Raw genomic sequence first — 16,775 nt, 5'->3', positions numbered from 1 at the left:
ACAGAAGACAATTCATTGATTGGGGTCAAGCAAATCCGAGCCGGCGCACAGTGTTCCACTTTTCTTGAAATGGATCAATTTTTTGTCATAAACCATTACGGCAGAATGTCTCCATGGACATCCAACGAAACTGCGTTTATCTGGTGGGCGCCGGTCCCGGCGATCCCGATCTGCTGACGGTCAAGGCCGCGCGCGTATTAGCCTCTGCCGATGTGGTGGTGTATGACCACTTGGTGGGCAGGGGTGTTCTTGATCTGATGCCCGCCCGAGCGGAAAAAATTTATGTGGGCAAAGAAGCGGGCAACCACACCTTGCCCCAGGAGCAAATCAGCCAGCTATTGGTGGACCTGGGGCGCAAGGGTGGCGTGGTGGTGCGACTCAAGGGCGGCGATCCCTACATCTTCGGTCGTGGCGGCGAGGAAATCGCCGCGCTGGCGAGCGAAGGACTGGCCTTCCAGGTGGTGCCCGGCGTGACGGCGGCATCGGGCATGGCGGCTTATGCCGGCATCCCGTTGACCCATCGCGATCATGCCCAGTCCTGCCTATTCGTCACGGGCCATCTCAAGGACGGCAGCATCGACCTGGATTGGCCCGCATTGGCACGTCCCCACCAAACGGTGGTGATCTACATGGGGGTCGGCGGCTTGGGGGAAATCTGTCGTCAGCTCGTCGCGCACGGATTGCCATCCTCGACGCCGGCTGCCGTGGTTGCCAAGGCGACCCTGCCCGAACAGCATGTGGTCAGCGGCAACTTGGCCACCTTGGAGCAACGCTGTAATGACGTTGGTATCCGTCCGCCCGCCTTGATCGTGATCGGTTCCGTTGCCGCGTTGACGGACCAGTTGAACTGGTTCTCCGCTCTACAGAATCGTTCCATGAAATATGCATTGAAGGTCGTTGCGTCTGGAAATCCTTGACCGCTGTCAAGGTGCCAGGGTGGTGCTTTCCCTTAACTTTCGCGGCTACTGCGGGACTTCGCCGGCAGTGATTTTCGAAAGGGGGAACCATGAGTGCCTTATTCTCAACCTCGGCGGCGAGGAACATCTTTTTCGGGGGGACGGTGTTCTTTCTCCTGATGTTCCTGGCCTTGACCTACGACACCGAGCAGCAACTACCGCAGCGTGACCAACGGGCGCAATTGGCCAATCCGGCCGTCGCCGCCGGCAAGCGCATCTGGGAAAACAACAATTGCATCGGCTGCCACACGCTGCTGGGTGAAGGTGCTTATTTCGCGCCGGAACTGGGCAACGTCTACAAGCGTCGCGGGCCCGAGTTCATCAAGGCCTGGATCAAGTCCCAGCCCAGCGGTGCGCCCGGTCGTCGGCAGATGCCCGATTTCCATCTCAGCGACAAGGAGTTGGACGATCTCGTGGCTTTCCTGAAGTACGCGTCCGAGATCAATACCGCCAACTGGCCGCCCAACATCGAAGGCTGAGGAGAAGACCATCATGCAATACAAATCCCAAGCGGTGGCCAAGCCCTATTTCATCGGTGCCCTGGTCCTGTTCGTCGCCCAGATCCTGTTCGGTCTGATCATGGGGCTGCAATACGTGGTGGGGGATTTCCTGTTTCCCCACATTCCCTTCAACGTTGCCCGCATGGTGCACACCAACGCCCTGATCGTCTGGCTGTTGATGGGTTTCATGGGCTCCGCCTACTACCTGGTGCCGGAAGAGTCCGAGCGTGAGCTGTACAGTCCGAAGTTGGCACTGGTCATGTTCTGGATTTTCCTCGTGGCTGCCGCCCTCACTGTCATCGGCTATCTGTCCGTGCCCTATGCCACCCTGGCGAAGATCACCGGCAACGATCTGTTGCCCACCATGGGCCGGGAATTCCTTGAGCAACCCACGATCACCAAGATAGGCATCGTGGTGGTGGCCCTGGCCTTCCTGTTCAACATCTCCATGACCTTCCTCAAGGGCCGCAAGACCGCCATCACCACGGTGATGCTGCTGGGCCTGTGGGGGCTGGCGATCATGTTCCTGTTCTCCTTCGTCAATCCCGACAACCTGGTACGCGACAAGTTCTACTGGTGGTGGGTGGTTCATCTCTGGGTGGAAGGCGTTTGGGAACTGATCCTCGGTGCGATCCTTGCCTTCGTGCTGATCAAGATCACCGGCGTGGACCGGGAAGTGATCGAGAAATGGTTGTACGTGATCATCACCCTGACCCTGGTCACGGGCATCATCGGCACCGGTCACCACTACTTCTGGATCGGTACGCCCGAGTACTGGCAATGGTTCGGTTCCGTGTTCTCCGCCCTGGAGCCCATCCCTTTCTTTGCCATGACCCTGTTCGCCTTCAACATGGTGAACCGTCGTCGTCGCGAGCATCCCAACCGGGCGGCGACCCTGTGGGCACTGGGCACTGGTGTGATGGCCTTCCTCGGCGCAGGCGTGTGGGGCTTCCTGCATACCCTGGCCCCGGTGAACTACTACACCCACGGTACCCAGATCACGGCGGCTCACGGCCACATGGCTTTCTACGGCGCCTACGTGATGGTGGTGATCACCATGATCTCCTACGCCATGCCCCTGATGCGCGGCCGCATTGCCAACAGCAATGCCGCCCAGGTCATCGAAATGTGGGGCTTCTGGCTGATGACCATTGCCATGGTGTTCATCACCCTGTTCCTTACCGCCGCCGGCATCTTGCAGGTGTGGCTGCAACGGGTGAGCCCGACGCCCATGGGCTTCATGGCGGCGCAGGATCAGGTCGCCCTGTTCTACTGGCTGCGGGAAGGTACCGGTGTGGTGTTCCTGATCGGTCTGCTGCTCTACCTGTTCAGTTTCTTCAAGAGTGACAAGGCAACAGCGTGATTCCTTCGGCAAGGATCACGGTTTCGGCTCCCGCTTCGCGGGAGCCGTTTTTTCTTGTACGAGGCCCGTATCCTTGGGCGTCGGACTGTCCTCGCTGGCGAGGGTGCCAGGGCCAACTGCCTTGCCGGGTGCCGGGAATGGAGGTTCGTTATGGAAAACGCTCATGTTCCTTTAATCCTCGCCCGTCATCCGCTTTTCCGTGAATTGACGGAGGCGCAGCAGGACCAGGTACTGGCCGAGGTCAGCGAACAGCGGTTTGACAAGGGCGAGCCGATTTTCGCCAAGGGCGATGCCGTCGAGGGTTTCCATGTAGTGGTCTACGGGCAGGTCAAACTGTTTCTGCCGGTGTCCCTGGGCCACGAAAAAGTGGTGGAGATCATCGGTCCCCAGCAGAGCTTCGGTGAGGCGGTGATGTTCCTCGGCCGTCCTTATCCGGTATCGGCCCAGGCCCTGGCCGACTGCCTGCTCCTGCACGTGTCCCGCAAGGGCGTTCTGGAGTTGGTGGAGTCCGACCCCAACTTTGCCCGCCGGCTATTGGCCGGCCTTTCCCTACGGCTCCATTCCCTGTTGTTGGATGTGGAGTCCTATTCCCTGCGGTCCAGTACCCAGCGGGTCATCGGCTATCTTTTGCAACATTGCGAAAAGGGCGCTGCCGGTGGCGGCGAGGGAGTCGTGCTGCCTACCTCCAAGCAGGTGATTGCCTCCCGGCTCAACTTGACTCCTGAAACCCTGTCGAGGATATTGGGCGAACTGAGCGCCAAGGGCTTGATCGCGATGCGCGGGCGGGTCATCCGCATCCCGGACGTCCAGCGTCTCTGCAACTTCGAACCCTAGGTTTTCCGGAAGCGCTGAAGCAGGCAGGTGTCGCGCCCGGCGCGACCATCCTCGCTACGGTCCCGCGAGGGAATCGATTAGGATAAGAACATCAACCAAGCGCCGCCTGTGCCAGACGGACGCAGGGGAGGAGAATCAATGTGAGCGTGACACAAAAAATCTTGTTCGTTTGCATGGGCAACATCTGCCGATCGCCTACGGCGGAAGGCGTCATGCGGGCCGTGGTGAAACAGGCGGGGCTGGGCGATGCCTTTTATCTGGACTCCGCCGGCACCCATGATTACCACATCGGGGCACCGCCTGATTTGCGTGCCCAGCAAGCGGCGGCTCGGCGCGGTTACGACTTGTCCGACTTGCGGGCACGACAGGTATGTGTCGAGGATTTCCACGTATTCGACCGCATCCTCGCCATGGACCTGCGCAACCTGGCGGATTTGCGTCGGCAATGCCCCAGGGAACTGCGCTTCAAGCTGGCCTTGCTGCTGGACTATGCGGCCGGCAGGGAGGGGCAGGAAGTACCGGATCCCTATTACGGCGGTGCCATGGGCTTTGAACAGGTGCTGGACATGGCGGAGGCGGCTGCATCGGGCCTGATGCGTGCCTATCCCTTCTGAATTCAGATCGACGATGTCCTGGTCGCTGCATGTGCCACGATTCCCCATGGATGCCAGGAATGGAGCAGGGGGACTGGGCTGAGGCAAGCCGGGCGTGACGGCGTTCATTACGTCATGTCCAACAAAAAGGGCACCCTCGGGTGCCCTTTTTGCTGATCGCCGTTGCGTCTTATTCCCGGCGTGTCTCCACGATTTGCAGGGGCTCGTCGATGAGCACCGGCGCGGGCTTAGGCTTGCGGCCCAGGGGCTGGCTGGGGACAACGATCTGAGGCGCCGACTGTGCCTTGTCCGGGGCGGTTTCGATCAGCACCAGACCGGCCTGTTCCAGGTTTTGGCTCAGGTCCACAACAGGGGCTGCGAAGACCGGGGTTTCCACGGGGGCTACGGCTGCCGGAGCAGGTGTCACTTCCACAGCGGCTTCGACCACGGGCGGCGTTGCCACGTCAGCGACCACCATCACCGGGGCCGGCTCGATCGCCGCAGCGATGGGTTGAGCCATGGGTTGCTCAGTGGGTTGCTCAATGGCCTGGACGATGGGGGCAACGACAGGTGCGACATCCACCGCGACCGTTTCCTGGGCGGGGACAAGTTCGGGTGCAACTGAAGCGGCTTCCTGCGTAGTCACTGTGGTGCTATCCGTGGCGATGGTTTCACCTTCGTTCACGGCCTGGATTTCACGCCGTTCGCCACGTTCGCCGCGACCACGACCGCCGCGACGACCACGGCGGCGCTCCTGGCCACCTTCGCCTTCAACAGCGGCGACGGCGGCGTCCTGGGGCAGCAGGGTGACATCAGTCTCGGATTCGCGGGGGGCTTCCTGGCGGGGCTGACGGGGTTCGCGCGGCTCCCGGGCTTCCTTCGGTTCCCGGGGTTCCCGCGGCTGGCGCGGTTCCCGTTCGGCTCCCTCACGGGCTTGGCGGTCGCCGCGTTCATTGCGGGGACGGCGTTCGCGGTTTTCGCGGGCCTCCCCGTTTTGTTCCTGGCGCGGCTGACGGGGCTCGCGGGCCTCTTTTTCCTTGCCTTCGCGGGGCTCACGGCCTTCCTTGCGCTCGTTGCCTTCCCGGTTGCCGTCGCGGCCATCGCGGCGGTTGCGATTGCGGCCATTGCGGTCGCCCCGCTCATTGCGGTCATTCCGGTCGCGGCCATCGCGGCGGCCTGGCTTGCTACCGCGCGCGCTGGCGGCGGGCTGGGCCTCGGGCTTGTCGCCGCTGAACCAGGCCAGGATCTTGCCGAAGAAACCAGGTTCGCTCTTGACCTTGGTCTTGCTTGCGACCGCCTTGGGTTCCACCACCGGTGCGGGCTGGTCGGGGGTGATGCCCTTGACGGCGGCTTCGGCCTTGGCGGGCTTGGCTTCGTTCTGGGCGGAAGGGGGCTGGTAGCTGGCGGCCTCGGCGGGCTGTTCGGCCATCTGGTAGCTGGCCAGGGCAATGCCTTCGGCGTTCAATTGGTCGTGGCGCAGGCGCACGATTTCGTGGGCCGGGGTTTCCAGGTGACGGTTGGGCACGATCACCAGGTTGACGCGGTGGCGCACTTCGATGCGGGCGATATCCACGCGCTTTTCGTTGAGCAGGAAGGTGCCCACATCCACGGGGACCTGCACGTGCAGGGCGCCGGTGTTTTCCTTCATGGCTTCCTCTTCGAGGATGCGCAGGATGTGCAGGGCGGCGGACTCGGTAGAACGGATGTGGCCGGTGCCGGTACAGCGCGGGCAGGTGATGTAGCTGGTCTCGGCCAGGGCGGGGCGCAGGCGCTGGCGGGACAGTTCCAACAGGCCGAAGCGGGAGATCTTGCCGGTCTGGACGCGGGCGCGGTCATGGTGCAGGGCATCGCGCAGGCGGTTTTCCACTTCGCGCTGGTTCTTGCTGGACTCCATGTCGATGAAGTCGATGACGATCAGGCCGCCCAAGTCGCGCAGGCGCAGTTGGCGGGCGATTTCGTCGGCCGCTTCGCAGTTGGTGCGGAAAGCGGTTTCCTCGATGTCGCTACCCTTGGTGGCGCGGCCGGAGTTCACGTCCACGGACACCAGGGCTTCGGTGTGGTCGATGACGATGGCGCCGCCGGAAGGCAGGTTCACCTGGCGGGAGTAGGCCGACTCGATCTGGTGCTCGATCTGGAAGCGGGAGAACAGGGGCACGTCGTCGTGATAACGCTTCACCCGGTTCACGTTGTTCGGCATCACGTGGGCCATGAACTGCTGGGCCTGTTCGAAGATGTCGTCGGTGTCGATCAGGATCTCACCGATGTCGGGCTGGAAGTAGTCGCGGATGGCGCGGATGACCAGGCTGGATTCCTGGTAGATCAGGAAGGCGCCGGTCTGGCCCTGGGCGGCACCGGAAATGGCGCCCCACAGTTGCAGCAGATAGTTCAAGTCCCATTGCAGTTCTTCGGCGTTGCGGCCGATGCCGGCGGTACGGGCGATCAGGCTCATGCCGTTGGGCACTTCGAGCTGATCCATGACTTCGCGCAGTTCCTGGCGTTCCTCGCCCTCGACGCGACGGGATACGCCGCCACCACGGGGGTTGTTGGGCATCAGCACCAGATAACGGCCGGCCAGGGAGACGAAGGTGGTGAGGGCAGCGCCCTTGTTGCCGCGCTCGTCCTTTTCCACCTGGACGATCAGTTCCTGGCCGACCTTGAGGGCGTCCTGGATCTTGGCGCGACCGGGTTCGAGGTCGGGTTGGAAGTAGGTGCGGGCGACTTCCTTGAAGGGCAGGAAGCCGTGGCGCTCGGCGCCGTAATCGACGAAGGCGGCTTCGAGGCTGGGCTCGATGCGGGTGATGACAGCCTTGTAGATGTTGCTCTTGCGTTGTTCCTTGGCGGCTGATTCGATGTCGAGGTCGATGAGTTTCTGACCATCCACAATCGCGACGCGGAGTTCCTCAGCCTGCGTCGCATTGAAAAGCATGCGTTTCATTTTGTGCTCCCGCACGCGGGCAGGGCACGACGCACCCCCTGGGAATCAGGAGGTGAGCGACTTGGTTTGCAGTGATAGGGTTTGAATCATTGAAGGTTGGTTGAGCAAACGGTCGGTTTTTCTTGTGTGGCTCAGGTTTTCATCCCACTTGATGGGCAGAAGAACCGGAGCTTCGCAATCGTCGGTGCCTGTTAAGCGTGCAAATTAAAGTAGACTCGCTGCTTCGGGTGAGCGAGATACCCCGTGGTTGCGGGTGCCGGGTGTGTTGCAACCGTAATGTCATGCAACGAAACCGCGGCGCCCATGCCTGCCTCAACCTTTGATCCGTATGACTGAACGGTCAATCAGGGATGCAGGCAACACCCCGGGAGCAGTGCCACCGATGCCGCTTCGGGCCATCGGGCACACCGTCGCGGGACGGCAAACCGAGGCGCATTGTATTTCAAAATGAACGATTTAAGCAAAGCATCCGTGACCCTGCTTGAGGTGGGGGATGAGGCCGAAGGGCAGCGCATCGACAATTTCCTGCTCAAGATCGCCAAAGGGGTGCCTAAAAGCCATGTTTACCGCATCCTGCGCAGCGGCGAGGTGCGGGTTAACAAGGGGCGGGTAGGGGCCGACTACCGATTGCAGCGGGGGGATGTGGTGCGGATTCCGCCGGTGCGGATTGCGGCCCGCGCCGAATCCGCCGCCCCGGTCCCCGCCCGGGAATTCGCCGTCGTCTACGAGGACGATGCCCTGATCGTGCTGGACAAGCCCGCCGGGACCGCGGTGCACGGGGGCAGTGGCGTCAGTTTCGGTGTGATCGAACAATTGCGCCAGGCACGCCCCCAGGCCAAGTTCCTCGAATTGGCCCATCGCCTCGACCGGGAAACCTCCGGGCTGCTGCTGGTGGGGAAAAAGCGCTCGGCCCTGACCAAGCTGCACGACATGTTCCGCGATGGGGGGATTGCCAAGCGCTATTACGCCCTGGTGAAGGGGCGCTGGATGAATCCGACCCAACACGTGCGCCTGGCCCTGCACAAATACCTGACCCCGGAAGGGGAGCGCCGGGTCAGCGTGTCCCCGGAAGGGAAAGAGGCCCATTCCATCGTTCGCTTGGTGGCCCGCTGGCAGAATTTCAGCCTGGTGGAAGTGGAATTGAAGACGGGGCGCACCCATCAGATTCGCGTTCACTTGGCCCATTTGGGTTTCCCCCTGGCCGGCGACGACAAATACGGCGATTTTTCCCTGAACAAGGACTTGCAAAAGGCCGGTTTGAAACGCATGTTCCTTCATGCGGCGAAACTGGCGTTCAAGCATCCTCTGAGCGGGGAGGCCATCGCCCTGGAAGCACCGTTGCCACCGGAATTGGCGGCCTTCGTGGCGAAATTGGACCAGAACGAAAAGAGGGATTATGGCCAGGCAGTATGAGTTGATCGTCTTCGATTGGGACGGCACCTTGATGGATTCGGCGGCGACCATCGCCGGTTCGGTCCAGGCGGCCGCCCGCGACCTGGGGCTGGAGCCGCCCTCCGACGCCCGGGCGCGGCACATCATCGGCCTCGGCCTGGACGACGCGCTGCGCTACGCCTTGCCCGACCTGCCCGGCGAGCGCTACGGCGAGTTGGCCAACCGTTATCGTCACCATTACCTGTCCCAGGACCATGAGTTGAGTCTGTTCGCGGGGGTTGATGGATTGTTGGAACAATTGCTCGCCGCCGGCCATCTGCTGGCGGTGGCCACCGGCAAGAGCCGCGTCGGCCTGGACCGGGCCCTTGACGTCAGCGGTTTGGGGCCACGGTTTCATGCCACCCGCTGTGCCGACGAGTGTTTTTCCAAGCCTCATCCGCAAATGCTGGAGGAACTGATGGCCGAGTTTGGCGTTGCGCCGGAGGCCACCTTGATGATCGGCGACACCAGTCACGACGTGCAAATGGCCCATAACGCCAGGGTTCCCGCCATTGCCGTCAGCTACGGCGCCCATCCCCGCAGCGGCTTGGAGGCCTTGGCCCCCCTCCACTGTGTGGACTCGGTGGAGGAGTTGGCCGCGTGGCTGAAGGCGAACGGCTGATCTGCGCCGCCGCCGATCTGGTGGATGCCGGGCCCGGTGTCCGGTTTCGGCTGCTGCGGCAAGGCGAGGAGGCGCCGGCCTTCGCCATCCGTTTCCGGGGGCGGGTTTACGGCTACCTGAATCGCTGTAGCCACGTTCCCATCGAGATCGACTGGCAGGAAGGCAAGTTCTTCGATTACAGCGGTTTATACTTGGTTTGCGCCACCCACGGCGCCCTCTACGACCCGGAAACCGGGGCTTGTCTTGGCGGGCGTTGCAACGGCAGGGGCCTGACCCCCTTGTCCCTGGCGGAGCGCGATGGTCAGGTGTTTTGCCTAGAACAAGAAAGTTGATGATGTCCGACCCCAACTCCGCTTCCGGCGACCAGCCCAACTGGGAACGCCAGGTCCTCGAAAAAATCGCCCTGGATGGCTTGATTGAGCAGCGCCGTCGTCGTCGCTGGGGCATATTTTTCAAATTGCTCGGGTTTGCCTATCTGGCCATCGTCCTCGGCGCCGCCTTTGAATGGGGCGGCGGTTCCGACAAACTGGCCGATGGTCATCGCCATACCGCCCTGGTGCAGTTGGAGGGGGTGATCGGGCCGAAATCCGACGCCAGTGCCGAGAACATCCTCGGCGCCCTGCAATCGGCCTTCGAGGACAAGGGCACGGTGGGCGTGGTGCTGCGCATCAACAGCCCCGGCGGCAGTCCGGTCCAATCGGGCATGATCAACGACGAAATCCGCCGCTTGCGCAAGAAGCATCCCGATATTCCGCTCTATGCCGTGGTGGAGGATATCTGTGCCTCCGGCGGCTACTACGTGGCGGCGGCGGCCGACAACATCTATGTGGACAAGGCCAGCATCGTCGGATCCATCGGTGTGCTGATGGATGGTTTTGGTTTCACCGGCACCATGGACAAGCTGGGGGTTGAACGACGCCTAGTGACTGCCGGCGAGAACAAGGCCTTCCTCGACCCGTTCTCCCCCCAGAGCGCCGCCCAGAAGAAGTACGCCCAGTCCATGTTGGACGAGGTGCACCAGCAGTTCATCGCTGTGGTCAAGCAGGGACGCGGCAAGCGCTTGAAGGAAAGTCCAGACCTGTTCTCCGGCCTGGTCTGGTCCGGTGCCAAGAGCGTGGAACTGGGGCTGGCGGACGGCTATGGCACGGTGGAGTCCGTGGCCCGGGACGTGCTCAAGGCCGAGGACATCCGCGATTACACGGTGAAGCCCAATTTTGCTGAGAAGTTTGCCCAGAAATTCGGCGCCAACATGGGCACCAGTTTTTCCAAGGGCTTGGTCGACACCTTCTCCCGGTTCAGCCTGAACTAATTACCTAGGCCAGCAATAGGAATACGGTGGGCCGCTTGTCCAATGGTGGGACGGCGGCCTTTTTCCATTGGGCCACGGTCTTGGTGGTGATGGTTTCCCCGGGCAGGGTCAGGTCGGTGGCGACGCAAAGCCGGGTTCCCCCTTGGCAGGCGGCCAGCAGGGCCTGGAATAGGGCGGTGTTGCGGTAGGGCGTCTCGATGAACAACTGGGTTTGGCCCAGGCGGCGGGATTCTTTTTCCAAGGCGACGATGCGCTGGCTGCGCTCCGGCTCCCGTGCCGGCAGATAGCCGTGAAAGGCGAACTGCTGGCCATCCAGGCCGGAGGCCATCAGGGATAGCAGCAAGGAAGAGGGGCCCACCAGGGGCTTGACCCGGATGCCGAGCTCGTGGGCGCGGCGCACCAGCAGGGCGCCCGGGTCGGCGACGCCGGGGCAACCCGCCTCGGACATGATCCCCAGGTCGTGGCCCGCCAGCAGCGGGGCCAGCAGGCGATCGGCGTCGGCGCCGTTGAGTTTTTCCGGGAGTTGCTCGATGGCCAGTTCCCGCAAGGGCGTTGGATGTTCAAGGCGTTTCAGCTCGGCCCGGGCGGTCTTGGCGTTTTCCACGACGAAGTACCCCAGTCGGCAAGCCGCTTCCCGGGTGGCCGCGGGCAGGAACAGGGACCAGGGTACGTCGCCCAGGGCCACTGGTATCAGGTAAAGCGTGCCGTTCACGGTCATGGCGGTATCGCCCTAGGGCAGGGCAAGTCCCTCGGCCCGCAGCATGTCGCACAGTGCGATCAGGGGCAGGCCCACCAGTGCATTGGGGTCGTCGCCCCGCAGGTATTCGAGCAGGGAAATGCCGAGACCCTCGGATTTGGCGCTGCCGGCACAGTTGAGGGCGTCTTCCTTGTCCAGATAGCGCTGGATTTCCCCGTCGGAAAGCTCCCGGAAGCGGACTTCGGTGGGAATGCCGCGCAGGTGGCTGCGGCCGGTTGCCGTGTTGTGGAGACACAAGCCCGTATGGAAAATCACCGTTTTTCCACTCATTGCCCGCAATTGTTCGATGGCATTCTCCCGGGTTCCCGGTTTGCCGAAGCGGCGCTGTTCATGGTCGGCCAGGTAGGCCACCTGATCGGAGCCAATGATCAGGGCATTGGGAAAACGGTCGGCGACGGCCTTGGCCTTGGCTTCCGCCAGTCGTTCGGCGGTGCTGGCCGGGGATTCTCCGGCGATGGGCGATTCGTCCGTGTCCGGGGCGGCGGTTTCGAAGGGGATTTGCAGCCGGGAGAGCAGTTCCCGGCGAAAAGTCGAGGTCGAGGCCAGAATTAGGCGGGGAGCGGCGGCTTCAGTCGGCATGTTTTTGTTTTGACTGGATAGTTTCGTTGAAATCGGCTTTGACGGCAGCGGGGCGGCATGATAGCATTCGCGCCCTTTATGTCTGACCAACCCCTACAAGACTTGGCCGGCGTCGTGATCGATCCGCTGGATTTCGCCCGGGATGGCCGCCGCAAGGCGGGTGCCATTGCCCTGGCGGCCCTGGAACGATTGGCCGACAGCCTGCTGACGCGGGACGGTCAGTTGCAGTATGAACTGGTGGGGGAGCGCGATCCGCAAGGCGCGCGGTTCTTGCGTTTTGGCGTGAGCGGCGTGTTGACCTTGCGTTGCCAGCGCTGCCTGGAGCCGATGCAGTACGAGTTGCGGGTGGACAACCGCCTGCGCTTGGTCCCTCCGGGGGCCGAGTGGCCGGAAGATGAGCTGGAGGACGATAGTGCTGACGCCATCGAGGCCCAACAGGAGTTAGCCCTGTTGCCGTTGATCGAGGAAGAAGTGCTGTTGGCGTTGCCCATCGCGCCCACTCACGAGTCCTGCGAGTTGCCGGTGACGGATAAGAATCAGGAGCCTTCGCCCTTTGCGGTTTTGGCGAAGTTGAAAAACAGAGTTTGAAGCAAGGAGTCTCATCATGGCCGTTCAACAGAACAAGAAATCCCCGTCCAAGCGTGGCATGCATCGTTCCCACGACTTTCTGACCAACCCGCCCACCGCCGTGGAACCCACCACCGGCGAAGTGCATCTGCGTCACCACATCTCCCCCTCCGGCGTGTATCGCGGCAAGAAGGTCCTGAAGGCCAAGGGCGAGTAATTCGTCAGGAATCCACGGCCGGATGCGTTTGGCGCATCCGGCCTTTTTCTTGATCAGTTCCAGCATCTGATGGCGATCACCCTGGCGGTAGATTGCATGGGCGGCGACCACGGTCCGTCGGTCACGCTGCCCGCCACCTTCGAATTCCTGCGTCGGGATCCCGATTGCGCCGCCATTCTGGTGGGCCGGGAGGAGGCCTTGCAGCCTTTGCTCGGCGGTGCCCAGGCGGAGTTCGGGGATCGCTTGCGCATTCAGCACGCCAGCGAGGTGGTGGCCATGGACGACCCCGTCGCTGTGGCCCTGCGCAACAAGAAGGACTCGTCGATGCGGGTCATGGCCGATCTGGTCAAGGAAGGCGCCGCCGACGCGGCCGTCTCCGCCGGCAATACCGGCGCCCTGATGGCGGTTTCCCGTTTCGTGCTGAAGACCCTGCCTGGCATCGACCGTCCCGCCATTGCCTCCATCCTGCCCACGGTCAAGGGTCGCACCTACGTCCTGGACCTCGGCGCCAATGTGGATTGCCAGCCAGAGCACCTGTTGCAGTTTGGTATCATGGGCGCCATGCTGGTTTCCGCCCTGGATCACATCGATCGACCCACCGTCGGCCTGCTCAATATTGGCGAGGAAGACATCAAGGGTAACGACATCGTCAAGCGTGCCGCCGACCTGCTCAGGGATTCCGGCCTCAATTTCTACGGCAACGTGGAAGGCAACGACATCTACAAGGGCACCACCGACGTGGTGGTCTGCGACGGTTTCGTCGGCAATGTCGTGCTCAAGGCCTCCGAGGGCCTGGCGACCATGATCGCCGGTGGTTTGCGCGAGGAGTTTTCCCGCAACTGGCTGACCAAGTTGTGCGCCTTGCTGTCCCTGCCCGTGCTCAAAGCCTTCAAGGCCCGTTTCGACCATCGTGCCTACAACGGCGCCAGCCTGTTGGGGCTCAGGGGCATCGTCTTCAAGAGTCACGGCGCCGCGGACGCCTTTGCTTTCCGTAATGCCTTGGAGCGGGCGGCGGAAGCAGCCCGCAACCGCCTGCCAGAAAAGATCGCCACCCGCATGGCGGCCATGGCCCCCGCAGAAACTTCTCCCCAAGCCGCATGACCTACGCCAAGATCACCGGGACCGGCAGCTACCTGCCCGGGGCTCCCGTCACCAATGCCGAACTGATCGCCCAGCATCAGCTCGAGTCCAACGACGAGTGGATCATCGAGCGTACCGGCATCCGTTCCCGCCACATCGCCCCGGCCAGCGTCACCTCCAGCGACCTCGCCTTCGAGGCCTGCAAGAAGGCCCTGGAGGCTGCCGGACGGAGCAAGGACGACGTAGATCTGATCATCGTCGCCACTTCCACGCCCGATTACGTTTTCCCCAGCACCGCCGCCCTGTTGCAGGCCAAGCTGGGCATTGGCAACGGTTCCCCGGCCTTCGATCTTCAGGCCGTCTGTAGCGGCTTCGCCTACGCCCTGACCGTGGCGGATAAATTCATCCGCAGCGGCGCCAGCAAGTGCGCCTTGGTGGTGGGGGCCGAAGTCTTCTCCCGCATCATGGACTGGTCCGATCGCGGCACCTGCGTCCTGTTCGGCGACGGCGCCGGGGCGGTGGTGCTGGAAGCTTCCGAGCAGCCCGGCATCCTGGCCTCCGCCATCCACGCTGACGGTTCCCATAGCGGCATCCTGTCCGTGCCTGGCCAGGTCTGCGGCGGCCAGGTGATCGGCGACCCCTTCCTGCGCATGGATGGCCAGGCCGTGTTCAAGTTCGCCGTGCGCGTCCTCAGCGAAGTGGCCCAGGAGGTGCTCGCCGCCGCCGGGCTCGGCGTGGATGCTGTCGACTTCCTGATTCCGCACCAGGCCAACGTCCGCATCATGCAGGCCACCGGCAAGAAGCTGGGCCTGCCCATGGACAAGTGCATCGTCACCGTGGACCACCACGGCAACACCTCCGCCGCCTCCATTCCCCTGGCCCTGGACGAATCCATCCGCGCCGGCAAGATCAAGGCCGGTGACACCCTGCTGATGGAAGGGGTTGGTGGCGGCTTCACCTGGGGCGCGGCCCTGCTTACCCTCTGATTTTCGACTCTAAAGCCATTCCATGACTTTTGCTCTCGTGTTTCCCGGCCAGGGTTCCCAATCCCTGGGCATGATGAACGCCTACGGCGACAGCGCCGTGGTGCGCAAGACCTTTGACGAGGCCTCCGCCGCCCTCGGTCGCGATCTGTGGCAACTGGTGGCCGAAGGCCCCGCCGAGGCCCTGAACCAGACCGTGAACACCCAGCCCCTGATGCTGACGGCTGGCATCGCCGTCTATCGTCTGTGGCAGGAAAAGGGCGGCCCCGTGCCGGCCATGGTGGCGGGCCACAGCCTGGGTGAGTATTCCGCCCTGGTGGCCGCCGAGGTGCTGTCCCTGGCCGACGCCGTGCCCCTGGTGGAACTGCGCGCCAAGGCCATGCAGGAAGCCGTGCCGGCGGGCGAGGGCGCCATGGCCGCCATCCTCGGCCTGGATCCCGAGGTCATCAAGGCCGTCTGTGCCGAGTCGGCCCAGGGCCAGGTGGTGGAGGCCGTGAATTTCAACGCCCCCGAGCAGACCGTGATCGCTGGCCACGCCGCCGCTGTGCAGCGCGCCGCCGATGGTTGCAAGGCCAAGGGCGCCAAGCGGGCCGTGATGCTGCCCGTGTCCGCCCCCTTCCACTGTGCCCTGATGCAGCCGGCCGCCGAGAAGCTCAAGGCCCGCCTGGCGGAGCTGACTTTCAATGCGCCCAAGATCGCCGTGGTGAACAACATCGACGTGGCCGTGGAAAACGATCCCGCCCGGATCAAGGATGCCCTGGCCCGCCAGGCGGCCGGACCGGTGCGTTGGGTGGAAATCATGCGTCACATGCAGGCCGCGGGCATTACCCAAGTGCTGGAATGTGGCCCCGGCAAGGTGCTGTCCGGCGTCGCCAAGCGTTGCGCCGACGGCATCGTCGGCCTGGCCATGGCTGACCTGGCCGGTCTGGAGGCGGGTATTGCCGCCGTCAAGGGATAAGGACAAGAAATGAGCAATGAACTGAACGGGCAAGTCGCCCTGGTCACCGGCGCCTCCCGCGGCATCGGTCGTGCCATCGCCCTGGCCCTGGCGGCGCAGGGCGCCACCGTGGTCGGCACGGCAACCTCCGAGGGCGGTGCCGCCGACATCCAGAAATACCTGGACGAGGCCGGTGCCAAGGGTTGGGGCGCCGTGCTCAACGTGACCGATGCGGCTTCCAGCGAAGCCCTGATCGGCGAGATCGAGAAGAAATTCGGTGCCGTGGCGATCCTGGTGAACAATGCCGGCATCACCAAGGACAACCTGGCCATGCGCATGAAGGACGAGGAATGGGATTCCGTGCTGGATACCAACCTCAAGTCCATCTACCGCATGAGCAAGCTGGTCATGCGCGGCATGATGAAGGCCCGTGGTGGCCGCATCATCAACATCACCTCAGTGGTGGGCGCCGCCGGCAATCCTGGCCAAGCCAATTACGCCGCCGCCAAGGCAGGCGTTGCCGGCCTGAGCCGCGCCCTGGCCCAGGAACTGGGCAGCCGCAATATCACCGTCAACTGCGTGGCCCCCGGTTTCATCGACACCGACATGACCAAGGCCCTGCCGGATGCCCAAAAAGAAGCCCTGTTGGGGAAAATTCCCCTCGGCCGCCTGGGCCAAGCCGACGAAATCGCCGCTGCCGTGGCCTTTCTGGCCGGTCCCAAGGCCGGTTACATCACCGGCACGGAACTCCATGTCAACGGCGGTATGTACATGATTTAACCCCTCTTAACTGTCATTCGGCAGTCAAGGGGATTTTGCTAAACTAAGGAAGTTTTTTACACCCACACCCGATAATCAGGGAAGGAGATTGAGAAATGGAAAACGTTGAACAGCGCGTTAAGAAGATCGTTGCCGAACAGCTTGGCGTGAACGAGGCCGACATCAAGAACGAGTCCTCTTTCGTGGACGATCTGGGCGCTGATTCCCTGGACACCGTTGAACTGGTGATGGCCCTCGAAGAAGAATTCGAGTGCGAAATCCCCGATGAGGAAGCTGAAAAGATCACCACCGTTCAGCAAGCCATCGACTACGTCAACAAGAACGTCAAGTAA

19 protein-coding genes are annotated in these 16,775 nt (G+C 62.8%); 16 read left to right on the top strand and 3 right to left on the bottom strand.

Annotated features, from left to right (window positions below):
- Nucleotides 1-113 precede the first annotated feature (113 nt).
- From cobA to ACYQ2U_RS09445, 5 genes are all read left to right on the top strand, one after another.
- Entirely contained in the window at nucleotides 114-917 is an 804-nt protein-coding gene (gene cobA, locus ACYQ2U_RS09465) for a uroporphyrinogen-III C-methyltransferase (protein WP_459950115.1), read from the top strand.
- Nucleotides 918-1,006: 89 nt separating this feature from the next.
- Nucleotides 1,007-1,435, top strand: a complete 429-nt coding sequence (locus tag ACYQ2U_RS09460; protein WP_459950114.1) for a c-type cytochrome — start codon at nucleotides 1,007-1,009, stop codon at nucleotides 1,433-1,435.
- Nucleotides 1,436-1,448: 13 nt separating this feature from the next.
- Complete coding sequence (locus tag ACYQ2U_RS09455) at nucleotides 1,449-2,819, top strand: cbb3-type cytochrome c oxidase subunit I (RefSeq protein WP_459950113.1); 1,371 nt, start codon at nucleotides 1,449-1,451, stop codon at nucleotides 2,817-2,819.
- Between the two features lie 150 nt (nucleotides 2,820-2,969).
- Nucleotides 2,970-3,653 carry a Crp/Fnr family transcriptional regulator gene (locus tag ACYQ2U_RS09450; RefSeq protein WP_459950112.1) on the top strand — a complete coding sequence of 228 codons (684 nt, stop codon included), beginning with the start codon at nucleotides 2,970-2,972 and terminating at the stop codon, nucleotides 3,651-3,653.
- A gap of 173 nt (nucleotides 3,654-3,826) precedes the next feature.
- Entirely contained in the window at nucleotides 3,827-4,267 is a 441-nt protein-coding gene (locus ACYQ2U_RS09445) for a low molecular weight protein-tyrosine-phosphatase (RefSeq protein WP_459950563.1), read from the top strand.
- Between the two features lie 169 nt (nucleotides 4,268-4,436).
- Here the strand turns inward: ACYQ2U_RS09445 and ACYQ2U_RS09440 are convergent, their stop codons facing one another.
- On the bottom strand, nucleotides 4,437-7,181 hold the full coding sequence (locus ACYQ2U_RS09440) for an Rne/Rng family ribonuclease (protein ID WP_459950111.1): 2,745 nt from the start codon (nucleotides 7,179-7,181) through the stop codon (nucleotides 4,437-4,439).
- A 447-nt stretch (nucleotides 7,182-7,628) separates the two neighbouring features.
- Here ACYQ2U_RS09440 and ACYQ2U_RS09435 point away from each other — a divergent pair, with 447 nt between their 5' ends.
- Genes ACYQ2U_RS09435 through ACYQ2U_RS09420 form a run of 4 tightly spaced genes read left to right on the top strand, consistent with a single transcriptional unit; the run spans nucleotide 7,629 to nucleotide 10,543 of the window.
- Nucleotides 7,629-8,594, top strand: coding sequence for an RluA family pseudouridine synthase (locus ACYQ2U_RS09435; protein WP_459950110.1), 966 nt, complete (start codon nucleotides 7,629-7,631; stop codon nucleotides 8,592-8,594).
- Nucleotides 8,578-9,234 (top strand): HAD-IA family hydrolase, encoded by a 657-nt coding sequence (locus tag ACYQ2U_RS09430; protein WP_459950109.1) that lies wholly within the window; start codon nucleotides 8,578-8,580, stop codon nucleotides 9,232-9,234. The genes ACYQ2U_RS09435 and ACYQ2U_RS09430 overlap by 17 nt, the downstream gene beginning before the upstream one ends.
- Nucleotides 9,213-9,566 (top strand): Rieske (2Fe-2S) protein, encoded by a 354-nt coding sequence (locus tag ACYQ2U_RS09425; protein ID WP_459950108.1) that lies wholly within the window; start codon nucleotides 9,213-9,215, stop codon nucleotides 9,564-9,566. The genes ACYQ2U_RS09430 and ACYQ2U_RS09425 overlap by 22 nt, the downstream gene beginning before the upstream one ends.
- Before the next feature lie 2 nt (nucleotides 9,567-9,568).
- The gene (locus ACYQ2U_RS09420; RefSeq protein WP_459950562.1) at nucleotides 9,569-10,543 is read left to right on the top strand and encodes a S49 family peptidase; all 975 of its coding nucleotides are present in this window, start codon (nucleotides 9,569-9,571) and stop codon (nucleotides 10,541-10,543) included.
- A gap of 4 nt (nucleotides 10,544-10,547) precedes the next feature.
- On the opposite strand, the gene ACYQ2U_RS09415 is transcribed toward ACYQ2U_RS09420, so the two are convergent.
- Together ACYQ2U_RS09415 and ACYQ2U_RS09410 are read right to left on the bottom strand one after the other, a co-directional pair.
- The gene (locus ACYQ2U_RS09415; protein WP_459950107.1) at nucleotides 10,548-11,261 is read right to left on the bottom strand and encodes an SAM-dependent methyltransferase; all 714 of its coding nucleotides are present in this window, start codon (nucleotides 11,259-11,261) and stop codon (nucleotides 10,548-10,550) included.
- 12 nt (nucleotides 11,262-11,273) lie between these two features.
- Nucleotides 11,274-11,879: a Maf family protein gene (locus tag ACYQ2U_RS09410; RefSeq protein ID WP_459950106.1), complete on the bottom strand. Its 606-nt coding sequence runs from the start codon at nucleotides 11,877-11,879 to the stop codon at nucleotides 11,274-11,276.
- A 78-nt stretch (nucleotides 11,880-11,957) separates the two neighbouring features.
- Between ACYQ2U_RS09410 and ACYQ2U_RS09405 the strand changes: the two genes are divergently transcribed.
- From ACYQ2U_RS09405 to acpP, 7 genes are all read left to right on the top strand, one after another.
- Nucleotides 11,958-12,467 (top strand): YceD family protein, encoded by a 510-nt coding sequence (locus ACYQ2U_RS09405; RefSeq protein WP_459950105.1) that lies wholly within the window; start codon nucleotides 11,958-11,960, stop codon nucleotides 12,465-12,467.
- A gap of 16 nt (nucleotides 12,468-12,483) precedes the next feature.
- The gene (gene rpmF / locus ACYQ2U_RS09400; protein ID WP_459950104.1) at nucleotides 12,484-12,663 is read left to right on the top strand and encodes a 50S ribosomal protein L32; all 180 of its coding nucleotides are present in this window, start codon (nucleotides 12,484-12,486) and stop codon (nucleotides 12,661-12,663) included.
- A gap of 69 nt (nucleotides 12,664-12,732) precedes the next feature.
- Complete coding sequence (plsX, locus tag ACYQ2U_RS09395) at nucleotides 12,733-13,764, top strand: phosphate acyltransferase PlsX (RefSeq protein WP_459950103.1); 1,032 nt, start codon at nucleotides 12,733-12,735, stop codon at nucleotides 13,762-13,764.
- Complete coding sequence (locus tag ACYQ2U_RS09390) at nucleotides 13,761-14,729, top strand: beta-ketoacyl-ACP synthase III (protein ID WP_459950102.1); 969 nt, start codon at nucleotides 13,761-13,763, stop codon at nucleotides 14,727-14,729. Before plsX ends, ACYQ2U_RS09390 begins: the two co-directional genes overlap by 4 nt.
- 22 nt (nucleotides 14,730-14,751) lie before the next feature.
- Nucleotides 14,752-15,684 (top strand): ACP S-malonyltransferase, encoded by a 933-nt coding sequence (gene fabD, locus ACYQ2U_RS09385; RefSeq protein ID WP_459950101.1) that lies wholly within the window; start codon nucleotides 14,752-14,754, stop codon nucleotides 15,682-15,684.
- Nucleotides 15,685-15,693: 9 nt separating this feature from the next.
- A complete protein-coding gene (gene fabG, locus ACYQ2U_RS09380; protein ID WP_459950100.1) occupies nucleotides 15,694-16,443 on the top strand; it encodes a 3-oxoacyl-ACP reductase FabG in 750 nt (249 codons plus the stop codon).
- 95 nt (nucleotides 16,444-16,538) lie between these two features.
- On the top strand, nucleotides 16,539-16,775 hold the full coding sequence (gene acpP, locus ACYQ2U_RS09375; protein WP_459950099.1) for an acyl carrier protein: 237 nt from the start codon (nucleotides 16,539-16,541) through the stop codon (nucleotides 16,773-16,775).

The sequence above is a fragment of the Denitratisoma sp. agr-D3 genome (genome assembly GCF_054658675.1).
Note: the sequence above shows the minus strand (reverse complement) of the source record. Positions and strands in the feature narration are given on the sequence as shown.